The following is a 15,887-nucleotide window of genomic DNA, read 5'->3' as shown; positions in this document are numbered from 1 at the left end:
GGTCCGGTGTATCGGCGGATAGCGCCGTTGGCGCTATTCGCCCTACGCGGTGCGCGGGTTGGTCCTGGCTTGCTGTGAAAACCCCGGAGGCGATCGTGCTCCGGGGTTTTTCCGTGGCTGGCCGAATCCTAGCGGGACAGGCCCAGGCGCTGCCCGAGCCAGTGGTCCAGGCTCAGCTTCCCTGCTCCCGCCAACAGCAGCGGCAGCAGCGCCGCCAGGTAGATCGCCGGGAGCTTGAAATTGCCGAAGCCGTGGTCGGTGATCGAGTAGCCGCGGGCCAGTTCCGCCAGGCTCGACCACTCCGCCGGCCAGTGTACGGCGGCGGTCGCCACCAGGGTGACGACGATCAGCACCAGGGCGGTCAGGCGGGTACCGAGGCCGAGCAGGAGGAACAGCGCGCCGAGCAGTTCGGCCCACAGCGACAGTTCCCAGTTGAAGGCGGCGGGCAGGTGGTCGAAGGGAAAGGGGGAAGCCGACTGGATATCGCCGAACCAGTTCTCGCCGTTCCACTTTTCCCAACCGGACTCGAAGAACTCCCAGGCCAGGAACAGTCGCAGGGACAGGTCGGCGCTCCAGCCGCCGCAGCGGTCGAGCAGGGCGAAGGGTCGGCGCCAGGCGCGCAGGTCGGATGCTTGCATGATCGATGTCTCGTCGAGGGCGGTGGGTGGGTCAGGCCGGCTGTACGTCGCGACGACGCAAGCGCACGGCGAGCTTGGCGGTGAGCTTGAGGACGATGGCGGAGAAGATCGTGGCGAACGCCAGTACGTACCAGCCGCCCATGGGGATGCGTTTGAAGAACGACAGGCAGAAGATGCCCGCCAGCACCCAGGTGCCGGTCGAGTGCAGGGCTTTCCAGGCGCGTGGGCCGAGCAGTCGGGCCGGGGTGCGGAAGGAGGTGAGGGTGAGCAGCAGGATGAACAGGTAGCCGATCGAGCCGGGGATGTTCGCCGCGACCGAGCGGCCGCTCCAGAATGTCTCGGGGAACAGCTTCCAGTAGGCCAGGATCAGCAAGGCGTGTACTGCGTGGGAGAAGGCGAAGGCCAGGCCCAGGTAGCGCCTTTCACGGAGCAGCGCGCGGGTACCCGGGCCGGGCACCAGGGTCGCCAGCGAGGACGCGAGGAAGGCGGCGAGGAACAGCGCGAAGGAGCTGCGCGCGGTGGCGCGGATGGCGCTGCGCAGGCCCTCCACCGGTTGCGCCTGGAGAGCCAGGACGAGGGCGGTCATGCACAGCACGGCGACGGCGAGGACGGCGAACAGTCGCCAGCCGTGCCAGGCGGATTGCGAGGTTGGGACGGTCATGGTGAGGCTCCTGGTTGCCGGGAGCGGCTCGGCGATGTGCCGCCGCTTCCCGTGGCCAGGAGTGTTGCAAGCGGGTTTATCCGCAGTGTGTCCGCCGAGGGCGGTTATGTATCGCTCTGTACGGGCGCCTCAGGGGTCCAGCTCGATGCGCGCGCAAAGCCCGCCGCCGGCGCGGTTGGCCAGGGTCAGGCGGCCACCGAGGGCCAGGCTCAGCTGCTGCGCGATGGCCAGGCCCAGGCCGGTGCCGCCGGTGTCGCGATTGCGCGAGTTTTCCACCCGGTAGAAGGGCTTGAGTACCTCGTCGAGTTCCTCGGCGGGAATCCCCGGGCCATTGTCCAGCACCTGGATTCGCGTGCCGCCATCGGTACGGCGTTCCACTTCCAGGCGCGCGGCGCCGGCGAACTTCAGCGCATTGTCGACCAGGTTCACCAGCACCCGGCGCAGGGCGTGCGGACGGGTGTCGATCACCGCGCCGGTACGGCCGTCGAGTTGTACCTGCTTGCCGCTGTCCTGGTAGTCGAAGACCAGGCTGTCGAGGAAGGCGTCGAGGTCCACCCGGCAACTGGTCTCGGTGCTGCCGTGCATGCTGCGGGCATAGGCAACGCCTTCGCGGACCAGATGCTGCATTTCTTCGAGATCGTTCCACAGCTTGTCCCTGTCGCTGGAGGCGTCCATGAACTCGACGCGCAGCTTCATCCGCGTGATCGGCGTCTGCAGGTCGTGGGAAATCGCCGCGAGCAATTGCATGCGCTCCTTGAGGTAGTCGGCGATGCGCGCCTGCATGGCGTTGAAGGCCGCCGCCGCATGCGCCACTTCGCGTGGGCCGGTTTCCGCGAGAGGCTGAGCCGGACGATTCGGATCGAGATGTTCCACGGCCTTCACCAGCCGGGTCAGCGGGCCGATGGCGGTGCGCACCGCGAGACCGGTGCAGAGCAGCAGCAGGAACAACTGCACCAGCAGCACCAGCGGCAGCCAGCCGGACAGCGGCACCGGGGCCGGCGTGACGTCGATGGTCAGCGGGCTGCCGTCGCGCAGGCGCAGGAGGACCTGGAAGTGCGGACGGCTGTCGGCCACCGTGCGCAGGGTCAGCGGGTACCGACCGTCGAGGGCGCGTTCGATGGAGTGCGCGGCAACCGGCGCGTCGGCCAGCGCCAGCGGCTGGCCGGGCTCGCCGGCGTCGAGGCGATAGCGGTAGGTGCGTCGTTCCAGGCGCGGCAGCCAGGCCTCGCGCTCGGCGGGCGTCAGGCGGTCGAGCATGGCCACCGAGATCGCCACGTCCTGTTCGAGGCTGTCGAGCATCATGTGTTTCGCGGTCTGGTAGCGCTCGTAGAACTGCGAGGCGAAGGACAGCCCGTAGGCCAGCACCAGCCCGGCGAAGAGGATCAGCGCCAGGCGCGCGGCGAGGCTGCGCGGGCGCGGCACGGCGAGCTTCATGGATGGGCCTCGACCAGTCGCACCGGCAGCGAGAACACATAGCCCTCGCTGCGTACGGTCTTGATGTACTCCGGTTCGCGGGCGTCGTCGCCGAGGCGTTGGCGCAGGCGGCTGACCAGCAGGTCGATGGAACGGTCGAAGATGTCCGCCTCGCGGCCCTGGGTCAGGTTGAGCAACTGGTCGCGGCTGAGCACCCGTTGCGGATGATCGAGGAATACCCGCAGCAGGCGGTACTCGGCGCCGCTGAGGGCGACCACGGTGCCGGCGTCGTCGAGCAGGTGGCGGGCGCTGGTGTCCAGCTGCCACTGGCCGAAGCCGATCAGCCGGCTGCTCTCGCTCACGGTGAGGTTCGGCGGCAGCATCCGCGTACGCCGCAGCACGGCGTTGATCCGGGCGAGCAGTTCGCGGGCGGAGAAGGGCTTGGTCAGATAGTCGTCGGCGCCCATCTCCAGGCCGATGATGCGGTCGGTCTCGTCGTTGCGCGCGGTGAGCATCAGCACCGGCGTGGCCTTGTGCTTGCCGACGCGCAGCTCGCGGCAGAGCAGCAGGCCGTCGTCGCCGGGCATCATGATGTCGAGGACGATCAGGTCCACCGTGTTGGCTTCGAGGAACGCGCGCATCTGCCGGCCATCGGCGACGATGGTGGTGCGCAGGCCGTTCTTCTTCAGGTAGTTGCCTACCAGCTCGCGAATCTCGCGGTCATCGTCGACGATCAGGATGTGATCGACATGCTCCATTGCCTGGCTCCCGTGGCGGTTGGTGTGCTTGCAGGCAGTGTATCCGCGCCTGCGGCGCTTGCCTGCCGGGGTTTGTATTGCACTGTATCCGGAGCCGGGGCGAATACCGGGGCGTGCAAAAAAGCCCGGTTGTCGCTGTCGCGAACGGGGAGACCACGGATGGCGCCGGGCGCGATTCGTCCGGCGGGAGCGGGGCGGCGAATGTACGGCCATGTATCGGCCGGCAGCGGCGATACAGCGGCTGACGAAACGGCCATTCCGGCGACACATCCGGGACAACTCCGCGGCCTGGAATAGGCCTCGACGAAGGCATGTCGCCTTCCACCGACGCGGTCCTGCCGCCAGGAGATCCCCCCATGACTCGCACCCTGCTCGCCACCACCCTGCTCGCCGCGCTTGCGCTTCCCGCGTTCGCCGCCCAGGCCGCCGCACCGGTACCGACCGAAAGCTACCGCTACGGCATGCCGCTGGATGTGCACAAGGTGGTGGCGACCCAGGAACAGGCGTCGACCACCTGCGAGATCGTCGATGCACGGATGGACTACCTCGACTCCGCCGGCAAGCTGCATTCGCTGGCCTACCGCAAGTACGCCAGCGCCTGCAGCCAGGGCGGCTAGTCAGGCATGGGACAACAGCGGGAACAGCAGCTCGCGCCGGTCGAACCAGGGCTCGGCCTGGCCGAGGACGAACAGCGCGTCGTCGTCGCCGATGGGGCGCATGCTGAAGCCGCTCGTGTCGAAGGGCGTGAAGCCGAGCCGCAGGCGACGAGTTTCCGGCCGGGCCAGTTCGGCGGCCAGGGTGCGCGGATCGAGCGGACGCGGGGCGAAGACATCCAGCAGGAGCAGGTCCGCGCTGTCGTGCTCGGCGACCGCGTAGGCGTCGTGGCGCGCCGAGTGGAAGACATTGTCGCGCAGGAACGAGGTGCAACTGAACATCAGTTGCCCCGAAGCGTGGCGCAGCGCCAGGGGCGAGACGGGCACGGCCCGTTCGAGGGCATCGAGGAAATGCCGGCGGCGCGCCGCATCGCCCATATCCACCGCGACGAAGCTGCCCGACGTCGCCGTGATCGGAGCGCTCGGCTCATGCTCGCGCACCCGGCGGAAGCCGAAGCGCGGGTAGAAGTCGAGCACCGTGTCGTTGGCGAACAAATAGAGCATGTCGCAGCGTTCGTGCCAGTCCGCCAGCACCCGTTCGAGCAGCAGGCGGCCGAGGCCGCGGTTGCGGTACTCCGGCGCGGTCATCACCGTGCCGAGTTGCACGTAGCGCCTGGCGACGCCGTCCACCTCGAAATTCATCAGATTGACCGAGACGTTGGCCACCAGTTGGTCGTCGTGGAGCAGCGCGTAGGGCTGGTAGTCATCGGACCAGAAGCCGTCCCGGTACCACTGTTCGAAGTCGAAGCCATAGGTACGCTCGGTCAGCGTGTTGAACTGGGCGCGGCGGCGCCCGTCGTGGCGGAAATCGCGGATCAGGGTGACGTTCAGGTCGCCCGCGGTCAGGTTCATTGCCGATCCTCGTCGGTGGTCCGGTAGGCCGGCCAGCATACGGGTGAACGAGGATCGGGCAAAGGGAGGGCGGCTAGGCGTCGGCGAGATCCTCCGGCAAGGGCTGCTGCATGGCGCGGGCAGCCGCTGCCGGCTTGCCGAGGATCAGGTCGGCGGCCTTCTCGCCGATCATGATCGCCGGGGCGTTGGTATTGCCGGTGATCAGCGTCGGCATGATCGACGCATCGGCCACCCGCAGGCCTTGCAGGCCGTGCACGCGCAACTGGTCGTCGACCACCGCGAGCTGGTCGTGGCCCATCTTGCAGGTGCCGACCGGATGGAACACGGTGCCCAGGTTGGCGCGGATCCAGGCCTCGATCTGGCCGCGGCTGGAAACCTGCGGGCCAGGTACCAGCTCGCCCTTGAGGTGGCGGGCGAAGCTGCGGCTGGCGGCCAGTTTGCGGACCAGTTGGAAACCCTGGACCAGGGTATCGAGGTCGGCCGGGTGGCTGAGGAAGTTGGCTTCGATTAGCGGCCGGTCGTGCGGGTCTGGGGAGTTCAGGCGGACCCGTCCGCGGCTCTGCGGGTGCATCACCGCGACGTGCAGGCTGACCCCGTGGCCGAAGGGGACCAGGCGCTGCGGCTGGTTCTTCAGCGCGGGGGCGACGATCAGCCCCAGCTCCGGGGTCGGCGCCTGCGGGTCGAGGCGGAGGAAGCCACCGGACTCGACGGTGTTCGAGGTCAGCGCCCCGCGCCGGCCGAACAGGTACTGCCAGGGCGAGCGCAGCAGCGGCAGCCAGCCCTTCGGCGAGAAGCCCAGGCCGTAGCCGAGCTTGGCCTCGGTGCGGTACATCAGCACGATGTCCTGGTGGTCCTGCAGGTTCTCGCCGACCCCAGGCAACTCATGGCGCTGGACGATGCCGTGGCGCGCCAGTTCCGCCGCCGGGCCGATGCCGGAGAGCAACAGGAGCTGCGGCGAGTTGATCGAGCCGGCGCTGAGGATCACTTCGCGGCGTGCCTGCAATTGCACGACCTCGCCAGCCTGGCTGATCTCCACGCCGGTGGCGCGGGTACCTTCCAGCAGCACACGCAGGGTCAGCGCCGGGCTGAGCACGGTGAGGTTGGGCCGCGCCAGGGCCGGGTGCAGGAAGGCGCGCGCCGCGCTACAGCGTTCGCCGTTGACCTGGGTGACGTGGAACGGGCCGATGCCTTCCTGGCGCTCGCCGTTGAAGTCGGCGTTGTACGGCCAGCCCATTTCCTCGGCGGCCTGGAAGAACACCTGGTTGATCGGGTGCGGGCTGCGCTGCGCGGCGACGTTCAATTCGCCGCCGCGCCCGTGCCAGGGCGATTCGCCCGGCTCGAAATGTTCCGAGCGGCGAAAGTAGGGCAGCAGCTCGTCGTAGCTCCAGCCACGGTTGCCGAGGGATGCCCAGCGGTCGTAGTCGTGGCGGTCGCCGCGGATGTAGATCATCCCGTTGATCGCGCTGGAGCCGCCCCAGACCTTGCCGCGCGGGCAGGCGATCGGCTGGTTGGCGGTGCCGGGCTGGGCGGCGAAGCGATGCATCCAGTTCCACTTCGGGTTGGCGATCAGGCGGATGATCCCGGCCGGCGTGCGGATGTAGGCGGCGGGGAGCGGCGTGCGGTCGCTGGGGCCGGCCTCGACCAGGCAGACCGAGACGGCGGGATCGGCGGAAAGCCGGTTGGCCAGGACGCAACCGGCGGAGCCGGCGCCGACCACGATGTAGTCGAACGAGCGGCGGGCAGTGGAAGTCATGTCGGCACCTTTCTGGGTGTGCTGCCGGGCCTCGCCCGGCGTTCTTTTTCGCCCCGCGCCCATGGGCGCGACGCTACTCCATTGGACGGGGAAGCGCGCCTGGCCGCTTGTACCAGCCTGCCGGCGGGGTTGACCGAGGCTGCCAGGCGGCGCGCTAGAGCCCCAGCAGCGAGCCCATGTCGACCATCAGTTGCAGGCCGACGACGAAACCGTCTCCGCTCAGTTCGCGAGCGCCGGGGTTGTAGTAGTTGTCCGGGTTGAAGATGTACTGCACCGACGGCTCCAGCGCGATGTGCGGGGTCAGTGCGATGTGCGCATTGGTTTCCAGGGCGTACACGTCGCGCTGGCCGAGTTTCGCATCGCCGCCAGCGGCGATCCGCGCCTGGCGCTGGAACTCCAGCTGGTGATCGTTCAGGCGCAGGTAGCTGGCCTTGAGGTTGAGCTTGTCCCGCGTGCGGTCGAAGGGCGCATGGTAGGTCAGGCCCAGCTCGGCGAAATGACGGAACGGCTGCTTGTCGTCGGCCGATACCGACAGCGAGCCGAACAGCCCCAGCGCCCTCGGCGAATCGAGGCGGCCGCCGTCGGCGCGCCAGAACAGCTGCTGGAACTTGAAGAAGCCGCCGGCGCTGCCGTGGTCGCTGGCGCCGGTGAGCGGGTCGACCTGGTTGGCGGTGTTCAGGTAGGCGTTGAGTTCATAGTGCGAGCGGTAGGGATCGAGGCTTTCCTCGCGCTTGTCGCCGATCCCCAGCAGCAGGCTGGTGCCGCTGGCGTCGTCGGTGCCGAAATCGAGGCCATGGCGCTTCTTCAGGTAATCCACCGGGTTGGACTCGAAGGCCCCGGCGTGCAGGTACAGGGTCGGGGTCGCCCGGTACTTCAGGTAACCGCCCCAGGCGCCGTAGGGCGGCGGCAGGATGCCGGTGGAGGCGTCGATGATCGGGTCGTTGCAGGTGACCACGGTCTCGCAGTTGTAGATCAGGAAATAGCGCCGCGCATTGGTCCGTCCGAGATGGCTGTCGAGGCGTCCGCCCAGCCACTGCTGCTGCCAGGTGAGCAGGCTCAGCTGGTTGGCGCCGATGTCGTTGTGCAGCGGCGCGCCGCCGAAATAGCTGCCCACCGCGCCCTGCCAGCTCGGCCCGGTGGGCTGGCCGGTGCCGCGGTCGAGGATGAACAGGGTTTCCTCGATGTGCAGCGAGGCGCCGTCCAGGCCGGCGAGGGTGGCGAGGTCGAGGTCGGCGCCGAGGAACAGGTCGCCGCTGTTGCCGAAGCTGTGCTGGCGCGGGCCGGTGTCGAGGTTCTTCAGCGACAGGCTCCAGAACTGCGCGTGGGTCTTCACGCCGTGGCGCTGGAGTCGTTCGCCGAACCCGGCCAGCGGGCCGCTGCGGCTGTCTTCGGCGGCCTGCGCGGAGAGACCGAGGAAACCGGCGCAGAGCAGCGCCGGCAAGGTGCGGAGGGTTTTCATGGCAAGGCACTCGTCTTGTTGTTGTTCTGTCGTGCGCATCGCTGTCCGCCCCAAGCGGACAGGTGCATCCGGAGCGAAGGCGGCTCAGGCGCAGAGATAGCCGCCGTCCACCGCCAGCACGGCGCCGGTGACGAAGCTCGCGCCGGGACCGCAGAGGAAGGCCGCGGCGCTGGCCACTTCGGCCGCCTCGCCCCAGCGCGCCAGCGGCGTGCGCTGCATGATCCGGCGGGTGGCCTCGATGTCGGCCTTGAGCCCGGCGCCCAGCGGCGTGTCGATCCAGCCGGGGGCGACGGCGTTGACCCGGATGCGCTCGGCGGCGTACTCGCAGGCCAGGGACCGGGTCAGCTGGACGATCGCGCCCTTGCTGGCGCTGTAGGCCGGGCGGTCGGCGGAACCGAAGGTGCTGTACATCGAGGCGATGTTGAGGATGCTGCCGCCGCGCTGCGCCAGCAGCGGCCGGGCCAGTTGGCTGGCGAGCATGGCGGCGCTCAGGTTGAGGCGCAGCACCCGTTCGAAGGTAGCCAGGTCGTATTCCTCGCGGTCGCGGCTGATGCCGGCGTTGTTCACCAGCACGTCCAGGCGCGGCAGCTTTTCGAACAGCCGCTGCAGGCGCTGGCTGTCGGTGATGTCCAGTTCTTCCCGGCGAATCCGCGGATGATGCGGTGCGTGCACGCCGTCGGCGTCCAGGCCGAGGGCGAGGACTTCGGCGCCGAGTTCGGCGAACTGCACGGCGATGGCCGCGCCGATGCCGGAGCTGCCGCCAGTGACCAGCACCTGCTGGCCGGCGTAGATATCGTGTTGGAAAACCATCGGCGATCGTTCCTTCAGGTGTCGGCCAGGGCCGGGTTGGGATTGACCAGCACCTTGACCTGCGACTTGTCGCGCAGCAGGGCCTCGAAACCGTGCTCGACGGCCTGCTCCAGGGGCACGCTGCGGGTCACTGCGCGGGCCAGGTCGAGGCGGCCATCGGCGAGCAGGGCGATCAGCTCCGGGTAGGCGTCGCGGTAGCCGACGCTGCCGAGCAGGCGCAGTTCGCGGTTGACCAGGTCGAAGGCGTCCAGCCGGACCTCGCCCATCAGGCTCACCAGCACCAGCTCGCCACCCTTGCGCAGGCTGGCCAGGGCGGCGTCGAGGCTGGCCTGGCTGCCGGCGGCCTCGAAGGCGCAATCGAGCGCGCCACTCTCGCGCAGGCGCGCCGCCGTGTCGCCGTCACGGGCGTCGAGCGCCCGGCTGGCGCCGAATTCGCCGGCCAGGGCGAGGCGCTCGGGACTGACGTCGACCGCGGCGATGTCCTCGATTCCGCGCAGGCGGGCGAGCATCACCAGCAGCAGGCCGATCGGACCGAGCCCGAACACCGCGCAGCGCTGGCCCGGCGCCAGGCTGCTGCGGCGCAGCGCGTGCAGGGCCACGGCGGCCGGTTCGAGCACGGCGGCCTGGCGGAAGCTCACCGCGTCCGGCAGGCAGTGCAGCATGTAGGCCGGCACCCGCGCGCGCTCGGCGAAGCCGCCGTCGCCCATCAGGCCGATGAAGCCCATCGACTCGCAGAGGTTGTAGCGGCCCTCCCGGCAGTAGCGGCACTCGCCGCAGCGGTATTCCGGCTCCACCGCGACGCGGTCGCCGATGCGCAGTCCCTCCACGCCAGGGCCGAGCGCGGCGACCACGCCGCAGAACTCATGGCCGAGGGTCAGTGGCGCGCGGCAACCGGACAGCGGGTGTGCCTCGACCTGGGGAATCGAGTGCGGGCCGCTCTGGTATTCGTGCAGGTCGCTGCCGCAGATGCCGCAGTAGGCGACTTCCAGTTCGACTTCGCCGGGCCGCGGCGCCTGGCGTTCCAGCTCGCTCAGGCGGAGGTCGCGGGCGGCGTGCCAGCGCAGTGCTTTCATGGTTGGTTTCCTTGCAGGACGGAGGTAGGCGCGCTGCGCTGGCGCGCCAGCACGGCGGGCGCGGTTTCGCGCAGGAACAGCGAGAGGAACGCGGCGAGCAGGGCGCCGCCGCAGGACATCCACATGACGATGGACAGGCCGAAGCGGTCGGCGGCGAAGCCGGCCACGGTCGGCGCGAGGAAACCGCCGACCAGTTCGCCGAGGCCCATGATCAGGCCGAGGGCGGTGGCGATGACGCTGCGCGAGACGGTCTCCGCCGGGATGGTCGCCATGAACAGGGTGAAGCAGCCGAGCCCGGTGTAGGTCAGCAGCAACAGCAGGCCGAGGCTGGTCGCGTTCGGCGCATAGAGCAGCGCCAGCGGGCAACACGCGGCGAGCAGGGAGAACGCCACCAGGGTCGGCCGACGGCCGATGCGATCGGATATCGCCGGTACGGCGAAGCCCCAGACCACCCAGGCGACACCCAGGCAGCTCATCAGCCTGCCCATGGTCGCCGGGCTGAAGCCGCGAGCGTTGACCAGGAAGGTCGGGGTAAAGGAAATCAGCACGATGAACCAGGTGACGAATACGCAACTGATCAGGGTGCAGAGCAGGATGTTGCGGCTCTTCAGCAGTGCCAGGCGCTTGCCTTTCGCTTCTTCTGCGCGCGGCGCCGGGCGCTGCGCGCGGGGCGGGTCGGGACGCACATGGCGCCAGATCAGCCAGGCGATCAGCAGGCCCGGCAGCAACGAGACGATGAAGGCGTGGCGCCAGCCGAGGGCTTCGGCCAGGGCCACCAGCAGCGGCGGGCCGATCACCGCGCCGAGCAGGCCGGCCGCCGAGCCCTGTAGCAGACCCATGTTGAGGCCGCGGCGATGCGGCGAGGAGGCCTCCACCATCAGCGATTGCGAGAGCGGCAGGATCGGCCCCTCGGCCAGGCCCATGATGCCGCGGAACAGCAGCAGGCTGAGGAAGCCGCCGACCAGCCCGGACAGCGCCGAGCACAGCGAGAACAGGATCACCGCCACGATCAGCAGCGGCTTGCGCTGGCCGCGGCGGTCGGACCAGGCGCCGACCAGCGCGCCGGATACCGCCCAGGCCAGGGCCAGCACCGAGGAGAGCATGCCCAGGTGGCTGTTGCTCAGTTGCAGCTCCTGTTCCATGAAGGGAAACAGGAAGGACAGCGCCAGGCGGTCGAAGAAGACGAAGCCGAAAGTCAGGAACAGCACGCAGAGCAGGACGTTTTCGTAACTGGCGGAATTGTTGTTATGCGCCATGTCGGTCTCCAGGCCGGGCGGGCCGGCCGGCGGGGAGGCGCGCGTCCGCCAGGGCGGCGCGCGCCCGGGGTCAGCGGAACAGGGAGTCGATGTAGGCGGCGCCGACGCCGATCTTGTCGTAGTGCGCGCGGCACATCGCGATGTAGTCGTGGACGTCGAAGATGCCGTCCGCGTTGCCCTTCTCGTCGAGCCAGACCAGCGGCCCCTTGACGATGAAGAACGCACGCATCGGCTGCTCGTGCTCGTAGGCCACCAGGGTGTGGCCCTCGCCGGGCGTCTCGTAGACGAAGTCGCCGGCGGTGGCGGTCCAGTCGTGCTCCAGGTAGCCCCACTTGCCGCTGATGGTGTAGGCGAACACCTCGTGCGGGTGGTAGTGGCGGTTGACCAGGCCGGCGCTCGTCGCCATCAGGATGTCGCACCAGCGGTTTTCGCTTGGCGAGATCCACAGCGGGCGCGACTTCACGGTCTCGGTGAAGGGCACGTAGAGGCGCTCGTCCTCGGTCGGCGCGTTGCGCAGGTAGACCTCGGGCTTGGCGTCCGGCTTGAAGCAGTCGGGAATCGGTTGCAGGTCTTTCCAGAATTCACGGGTGGCGAGTTCGGGCATGGGGCGGCCTCTGTCGTTGTTATCGTCGGGCCGACTCTAGCCATGGGCGGGCCTTCGGGTTTGACCCTGGCGGCCAGGAAACTTGCGCTTTTCGGACATGGCCTGGCGCGACCCGCGGCGCGCCGCCAAGCTGGCCTGCCCAGCGTCGGAGCCGGCTGGAGGGCGATTGACGGAGGAAAGGATTCAGATGTTAATGACGGGGTGCCAGGCGCCTCGCCGACCGACCGCGACAGGTCGGCGGAGCGGTCCGGCGCCTGGCCCCGGAGGCCTTGCCTGAGGTCCGGGAGGTCCACGCAGCGTTAGACGAGAAGAATAAAAATGCCCGCACATGCCTTGCTCGAAACCCGGCGGGCCAGCACCCAGGACATTCCCCTGGAGCAGCGGCTGGCGTTCTGGGAGGACTACAACGCTTCCATCCTGGTTGGCCTGAAATGTTCGTCGTATTCCCAGGCCGGCTTCGCCGCGACCCAGGACAACCTCTGCCTCGAACGCCTGCGGCTGGCCCGCATCGGCGGCAACGAGCACGTGGTGGAGCGCGACCGCTCGATGATCCGCGCAGTGCCCAAGGAGTCGATCTTCGTCTCCCTGGTGCAGGGCAGCCAGTCGTTCTTCTACCAGGACAACGGCTGCAACCTCCTGCAACCGGGTGAGCTGGTGATCTACCGGACCGACAAGCCCTACCTGTTCGGTTTTTCCGGACCGATGCGGCAGTTCATCTTCGACATTCCCCAGGACGATTTCGCCGAGCGCTGCCTGCGCGACTTCAAGGGACCGCTGAAGATCGGCGCGGAAAGCCCGGTGCAGCGCCTGCTGGTGCGGACCCTCGGCGAGCGTACCCGGGATTTCCTCGACAGCCCCCATGGCGCGGATGCCGAGCGCTACCAGGAGGAAGCCTACGACCTGCTGGCGAGCATCATCAGCGACCATGCCGGCGAGCACCGCGCCAGCGCCCTGGGCGCGTCCTATCTGCTGGCGGCCAAGCAGTACATCCAGCAGCATCTCGACGAACCCGCCCTGAGCTGCGAGCGGGTGGCCGCCGCCACCGGTGTCTCCAGCCGGCACCTGGCGCGGCTGTTCGCCCAGGAAGGTAGCTCGCCCGGGCGCTACCTGCAGGAACGGCGCCTGGAGCGGGCCCGCCAGTTGCTCGCTTCGCCCCAGGGCCGGCGCCTGGATGTCGCCGAGGTCGCCTATCGCCACGGCTTCTCCAGCCAGGCGCATTTCGCCCGGGCCTTCAAGGCGCGCTACGGGATGACGCCGAGCGAGGCGCGTGGCCGCTAGACCCGACTACCGTACCTTTCCTCCTCCTACTGCCAAGGACCCGTTCCGTGACCGACAAGAAAGAGCAGATCGCCCGTTTCATCCAGCACGAATTTCCCCAGACCCGGGTCGTGGTCGAAGCCGTCGGCGAGCGTAGCGCCACGGTCTGGCAGGCGGTCGACGCCAGCGACCTGCGCCCCGGTGGCACGGTCTCCGGGCCGACCCTGATGGCCATCGCCGATGTCGCGCTGTACGTGGCGGTACTGGGCGAGATCGGCATCGTCCCGCTGGCGGTGACCACCAGCCTGACCATCAACTTCCTGCGGCGTCCGGCGGCGGACCGCCGGGTGGTCGCCGAGTGCCGCCTGATGAAGGTCGGCAAGACCCTGGCGATGGGCGAGGTCTCGCTGTTCTCCGAAGGCGACGCGGAACCGGTCGCCCATGTGGTCGGCACCTACTCGATCCCGCCGGCGCACCGTCGCTGAGGGCCTGGCCGGGTTCTCGGCGGTGGCTTCGAAACGCTGGCGGAGGATTCCCGGAGGCGCCGTTCAGGCCGCCCGCCGGGGGCATTGCAGGCGATGGAAGCTGCGGCTGAAGTAGACCAGGCCGTCGCCCTGCTCGAGGACCTGGATGTCCTCCAGTTCCAGCAACAGCACCGAGTGGGTGCCGATCTCCTGGACTTCGGCGATGCGTCCCTGCAGGTTGGCCAGGGCGCCGTGCAGCACCGGCAACCCGGCGAGGCCCTCGCGCCAGTCGTGGAGGGCGAAGCGGCGTTCCATCGGGACCTCGGTCATGCCGGCGAAGTGGCGGGCCACCTCTTCGTGCTCGCCGCTGAGGACGTTCACGCAGAGTCGGCCGTTGGCCTTGAACACCGTGTTCATCTCGCTGTTGCGGTTGATGCAGAGCATCAGCGTCGGCGGGCTGTCGGTGACCGAGCAGACCGCGGTGGCGGTGATCCCGCAGCGTCCGGCCGGGCCGTTGCTGGTGATCACGTTGACCGCCGCCGAAAGATGCGCCATGGCGTTGCGGAAGGCCTGCTGCCTGGGTTCGAGCTGGGACATGGGAATAACCTCCGGACGCGACGCGGGCGTCATTGGCGGATGCGATCGAGTACGTTGATGTCGTCCGGGTTGTGCAGGTGCGGCACGGTCCAGCCGTTCTCGTCGTAGTCGCCCATGCACTGCTCGACCATGCCGAGCATGCCCTTCATCGCCCCGCTGCCGATCGCCTGGCGCAGGGCCTGCATGCGGATCTCGTCCTGGCTGCCGGCGTAGTTGATCTCGTACAGCTCGTGGCGGCCGCCGAACTCGCTGCCGATGGCGTCCCAGAGCAGCTTGAGGATCTTGATCCGCTCCCGGTGGCCCATGCCGCCGGAGCCGCGGCAATAGGTGGAGAGGTACTTGTCGAGCTGCGGATTGTGCAGGTCGCGAACGCCGGAGGGCAGGTAGATCAGGCCGCTGGCGACCACCTGCTCGATGGTCTTCTTGATCTCCGGGTAGGCCTGCGGCGCCAGCACGCGGTAGGCCTGCAGGGCCTCGGCGCTGGGCAGGAAGGCACCGCCGTGCCATTGGCTGGCGTTGCCGTACATGGCGTCGGTCAGCGACCAGAACAGGTTGCGCCAGGCCACCACTTCGCCGACCTGCGCCTGCACGCCGCGGAACTCCAGGGAGCCGGTGCATTGCAGGGCCTTGTAGAGGGCGCCGGTGATGAAGTCGAGCTTGACCGCCAGGCGGGTGCAGCCCTGCATCGGGAACAGCCGGCCGAAGCCGCCCTGGGGGAACCACTGCTTGCAGCGCTCGAAGTCGCGGTAGATCAGTACGTTCTCCCAGGGGATGAACACCTTGTCCATCACCAGGATCGCGTCGTTCTCGTCGAAACGGCTGGACAGCGGGTAGTCGAACGGCGATCCGGCGATGCCCGCCACCAGTTCGTAGGAGGGGCGGCAGATCAGCTTCATGCCGGGGGTGTTCATCGGTGCGATGAACATCAGGGCGAAGTCGGTGTTGTCGCCGAGCAGTTGCGCCGAGCCCTGGCCGACGAAGTTGTAGTGGGTCAGCGCGGAGTTGGTGGCGACCACCTTGGCGCCGCTGACGACGATGCCGCCGTCGACTTCCTCGTCCACCGAGATGAACACGTCCTTGACCTGGTCCACCGGCTTGTCGCGGTCGATCGGCGGGTTGACGATGGCATGGTTGAGGTACAGGCAGGCTTCCTGGATGCGCTTGTACCAGGTTTTCGCGTTGTCCTCGAAACGCCCGTAGAAGCCCGGGTTGGCGCCGAGGGCGCTGCCGAAGGCGGCCTTGTAGTCCGGGGTGCGGCCCATCCAGCCGTAGGTCAGCCGCGACCACTCGGCGATGGCGTCGCGTTGCTGGCGCAGTTCGTCGGCGCTGCGCGCGTAGCGGAAGAACTTGTGGGTATAGCCGCCGTTGCCGGTATCGGTCTCCCAGCAGAGCTTGTCCTTGCTCTGCGGATCGTGCAGGGCGTCGTAGAGCCGGGCCATGGAGGCGGCCGCGTTGCGGAACGCGGGGTGGCTGGTGACGTCCTTGACGCGGTCGCCGTAGATGTAGATCTCACGGTCGTCGCGCAGGCTGGCGAGGTATTCCTCGCCGGTGAACGGACGGGTGGCAGAGGCACGGAAATCTTCGGGTTTCATCATCGACTCCAGTCATTGTTGTTATCTGCGCGAGAGCGCCTGGAGGG

General features: G+C 68.6%; 16 protein-coding genes. 3 read left to right on the top strand and 13 right to left on the bottom strand.

Annotated elements, in window-relative coordinates:
• Positions 1-128: 128 nt before the first annotated feature.
• From HMPREF2886_RS21945 to bfmR, 4 genes are all read right to left on the bottom strand, one after another.
• The gene (locus HMPREF2886_RS21945) at positions 129-638 is read right to left on the bottom strand and encodes an HvfX family Cu-binding RiPP maturation protein (RefSeq protein WP_070748357.1); all 510 of its coding nucleotides are present in this window, start codon (positions 636-638) and stop codon (positions 129-131) included.
• Between the two features lie 31 nt (positions 639-669).
• A complete protein-coding gene (locus HMPREF2886_RS21940) occupies positions 670-1,299 on the bottom strand; it encodes a ferric reductase-like transmembrane domain-containing protein (protein WP_003113021.1) in 630 nt (209 codons plus the stop codon).
• 129 nt (positions 1,300-1,428) lie between these two features.
• Positions 1,429-2,733 carry a sensor histidine kinase gene (locus HMPREF2886_RS21935; protein WP_070748355.1) on the bottom strand — a complete coding sequence of 435 codons (1,305 nt, stop codon included), beginning with the start codon at positions 2,731-2,733 and terminating at the stop codon, positions 1,429-1,431.
• Positions 2,730-3,470, bottom strand: coding sequence for a two-component system response regulator BfmR (gene bfmR / locus HMPREF2886_RS21930; RefSeq protein ID WP_003113023.1), 741 nt, complete (start codon positions 3,468-3,470; stop codon positions 2,730-2,732). Before bfmR ends, HMPREF2886_RS21935 begins: the two co-directional genes overlap by 4 nt.
• 356 nt (positions 3,471-3,826) lie before the next feature.
• Between bfmR and HMPREF2886_RS21925 the strand changes: the two genes are divergently transcribed.
• On the top strand, positions 3,827-4,087 hold the full coding sequence (locus tag HMPREF2886_RS21925) for a DUF2790 domain-containing protein (RefSeq protein WP_003113024.1): 261 nt from the start codon (positions 3,827-3,829) through the stop codon (positions 4,085-4,087).
• Here HMPREF2886_RS21925 and HMPREF2886_RS21920 read toward each other — a convergent pair whose 3' ends face one another.
• The 7 genes from HMPREF2886_RS21920 to HMPREF2886_RS21890 form a co-directional block, all read right to left on the bottom strand.
• Positions 4,088-4,975 carry a GNAT family N-acetyltransferase gene (locus HMPREF2886_RS21920; RefSeq protein ID WP_070748353.1) on the bottom strand — a complete coding sequence of 296 codons (888 nt, stop codon included), beginning with the start codon at positions 4,973-4,975 and terminating at the stop codon, positions 4,088-4,090.
• 73 nt (positions 4,976-5,048) lie between these two features.
• Entirely contained in the window at positions 5,049-6,728 is a 1,680-nt protein-coding gene (locus HMPREF2886_RS21915) for a GMC family oxidoreductase (protein ID WP_033969603.1), read from the bottom strand.
• 154 nt (positions 6,729-6,882) lie between these two features.
• Positions 6,883-8,187 (bottom strand): carbohydrate porin, encoded by a 1,305-nt coding sequence (locus tag HMPREF2886_RS21910; RefSeq protein ID WP_003093407.1) that lies wholly within the window; start codon positions 8,185-8,187, stop codon positions 6,883-6,885.
• Between the two features lie 84 nt (positions 8,188-8,271).
• Positions 8,272-8,997, bottom strand: a complete 726-nt coding sequence (locus HMPREF2886_RS21905) for an SDR family NAD(P)-dependent oxidoreductase (RefSeq protein WP_070748351.1) — start codon at positions 8,995-8,997, stop codon at positions 8,272-8,274.
• Positions 8,998-9,011: 14 nt separating this feature from the next.
• On the bottom strand, positions 9,012-10,070 hold the full coding sequence (locus HMPREF2886_RS21900) for a 2,3-butanediol dehydrogenase (protein ID WP_070748349.1): 1,059 nt from the start codon (positions 10,068-10,070) through the stop codon (positions 9,012-9,014).
• The gene (locus HMPREF2886_RS21895; RefSeq protein ID WP_029610139.1) at positions 10,067-11,326 is read right to left on the bottom strand and encodes an MFS transporter; all 1,260 of its coding nucleotides are present in this window, start codon (positions 11,324-11,326) and stop codon (positions 10,067-10,069) included. The genes HMPREF2886_RS21900 and HMPREF2886_RS21895 overlap by 4 nt, the downstream gene beginning before the upstream one ends.
• 70 nt (positions 11,327-11,396) lie before the next feature.
• Positions 11,397-11,930 carry a 2,4'-dihydroxyacetophenone dioxygenase family protein gene (locus HMPREF2886_RS21890; RefSeq protein ID WP_003093399.1) on the bottom strand — a complete coding sequence of 178 codons (534 nt, stop codon included), beginning with the start codon at positions 11,928-11,930 and terminating at the stop codon, positions 11,397-11,399.
• Between the two features lie 318 nt (positions 11,931-12,248).
• Between HMPREF2886_RS21890 and HMPREF2886_RS21885 the strand changes: the two genes are divergently transcribed.
• Positions 12,249-13,208, top strand: coding sequence for a helix-turn-helix domain-containing protein (locus HMPREF2886_RS21885; protein WP_033977736.1), 960 nt, complete (start codon positions 12,249-12,251; stop codon positions 13,206-13,208).
• Positions 13,209-13,255: 47 nt separating this feature from the next.
• Positions 13,256-13,672, top strand: a complete 417-nt coding sequence (locus HMPREF2886_RS21880) for a PaaI family thioesterase (RefSeq protein ID WP_003137592.1) — start codon at positions 13,256-13,258, stop codon at positions 13,670-13,672.
• Between the two features lie 63 nt (positions 13,673-13,735).
• On the opposite strand, the gene hpaC is transcribed toward HMPREF2886_RS21880, so the two are convergent.
• Together hpaC and hpaB are read right to left on the bottom strand one after the other, a co-directional pair.
• Positions 13,736-14,248 (bottom strand): 4-hydroxyphenylacetate 3-monooxygenase, reductase component, encoded by a 513-nt coding sequence (gene hpaC / locus HMPREF2886_RS21875; RefSeq protein WP_003104531.1) that lies wholly within the window; start codon positions 14,246-14,248, stop codon positions 13,736-13,738.
• Between the two features lie 29 nt (positions 14,249-14,277).
• On the bottom strand, positions 14,278-15,840 hold the full coding sequence (hpaB, locus tag HMPREF2886_RS21870) for a 4-hydroxyphenylacetate 3-monooxygenase, oxygenase component (protein ID WP_033969628.1): 1,563 nt from the start codon (positions 15,838-15,840) through the stop codon (positions 14,278-14,280).
• Positions 15,841-15,887: the final 47 nt, after the last annotated feature.

It is taken from the genome of Pseudomonas sp. HMSC066A08 (assembly GCF_001813025.1).
Lineage (GTDB): Bacteria > Pseudomonadota > Gammaproteobacteria > Pseudomonadales > Pseudomonadaceae > Pseudomonas > Pseudomonas aeruginosa.
The sequence above is the reverse complement of the archived record's forward strand: the minus strand, read 5'-3'. Positions and strand labels throughout refer to the sequence as shown.

Coding starts and splice junctions, on each gene's coding strand:
- HMPREF2886_RS21945 (WP_070748357.1), bottom strand. CDS start 638: ATGCAAGCATCCGACCTGCGCGCCTGGCGCCGACCCTTCGCCCTGCTC.
- HMPREF2886_RS21940 (WP_003113021.1), bottom strand. CDS start 1,299: ATGACCGTCCCAACCTCGCAATCCGCCTGGCACGGCTGGCGACTGTTC.
- HMPREF2886_RS21935 (WP_070748355.1), bottom strand. CDS start 2,733: ATGAAGCTCGCCGTGCCGCGCCCGCGCAGCCTCGCCGCGCGCCTGGCG.
- bfmR (WP_003113023.1), bottom strand. CDS start 3,470: ATGGAGCATGTCGATCACATCCTGATCGTCGACGATGACCGCGAGATT.
- HMPREF2886_RS21925 (WP_003113024.1), top strand. CDS start 3,827: ATGACTCGCACCCTGCTCGCCACCACCCTGCTCGCCGCGCTTGCGCTT.
- HMPREF2886_RS21920 (WP_070748353.1), bottom strand. CDS start 4,975: ATGAACCTGACCGCGGGCGACCTGAACGTCACCCTGATCCGCGATTTC.
- HMPREF2886_RS21915 (WP_033969603.1), bottom strand. CDS start 6,728: ATGACTTCCACTGCCCGCCGCTCGTTCGACTACATCGTGGTCGGCGCC.
- HMPREF2886_RS21910 (WP_003093407.1), bottom strand. CDS start 8,187: ATGAAAACCCTCCGCACCTTGCCGGCGCTGCTCTGCGCCGGTTTCCTC.
- HMPREF2886_RS21905 (WP_070748351.1), bottom strand. CDS start 8,997: ATGGTTTTCCAACACGATATCTACGCCGGCCAGCAGGTGCTGGTCACT.
- HMPREF2886_RS21900 (WP_070748349.1), bottom strand. CDS start 10,070: ATGAAAGCACTGCGCTGGCACGCCGCCCGCGACCTCCGCCTGAGCGAG.
- HMPREF2886_RS21895 (WP_029610139.1), bottom strand. CDS start 11,326: ATGGCGCATAACAACAATTCCGCCAGTTACGAAAACGTCCTGCTCTGC.
- HMPREF2886_RS21890 (WP_003093399.1), bottom strand. CDS start 11,930: ATGCCCGAACTCGCCACCCGTGAATTCTGGAAAGACCTGCAACCGATT.
- HMPREF2886_RS21885 (WP_033977736.1), top strand. CDS start 12,249: ATGCCCGCACATGCCTTGCTCGAAACCCGGCGGGCCAGCACCCAGGAC.
- hpaC (WP_003104531.1), bottom strand. CDS start 14,248: ATGTCCCAGCTCGAACCCAGGCAGCAGGCCTTCCGCAACGCCATGGCG.
- hpaB (WP_033969628.1), bottom strand. CDS start 15,840: ATGAAACCCGAAGATTTCCGTGCCTCTGCCACCCGTCCGTTCACCGGC.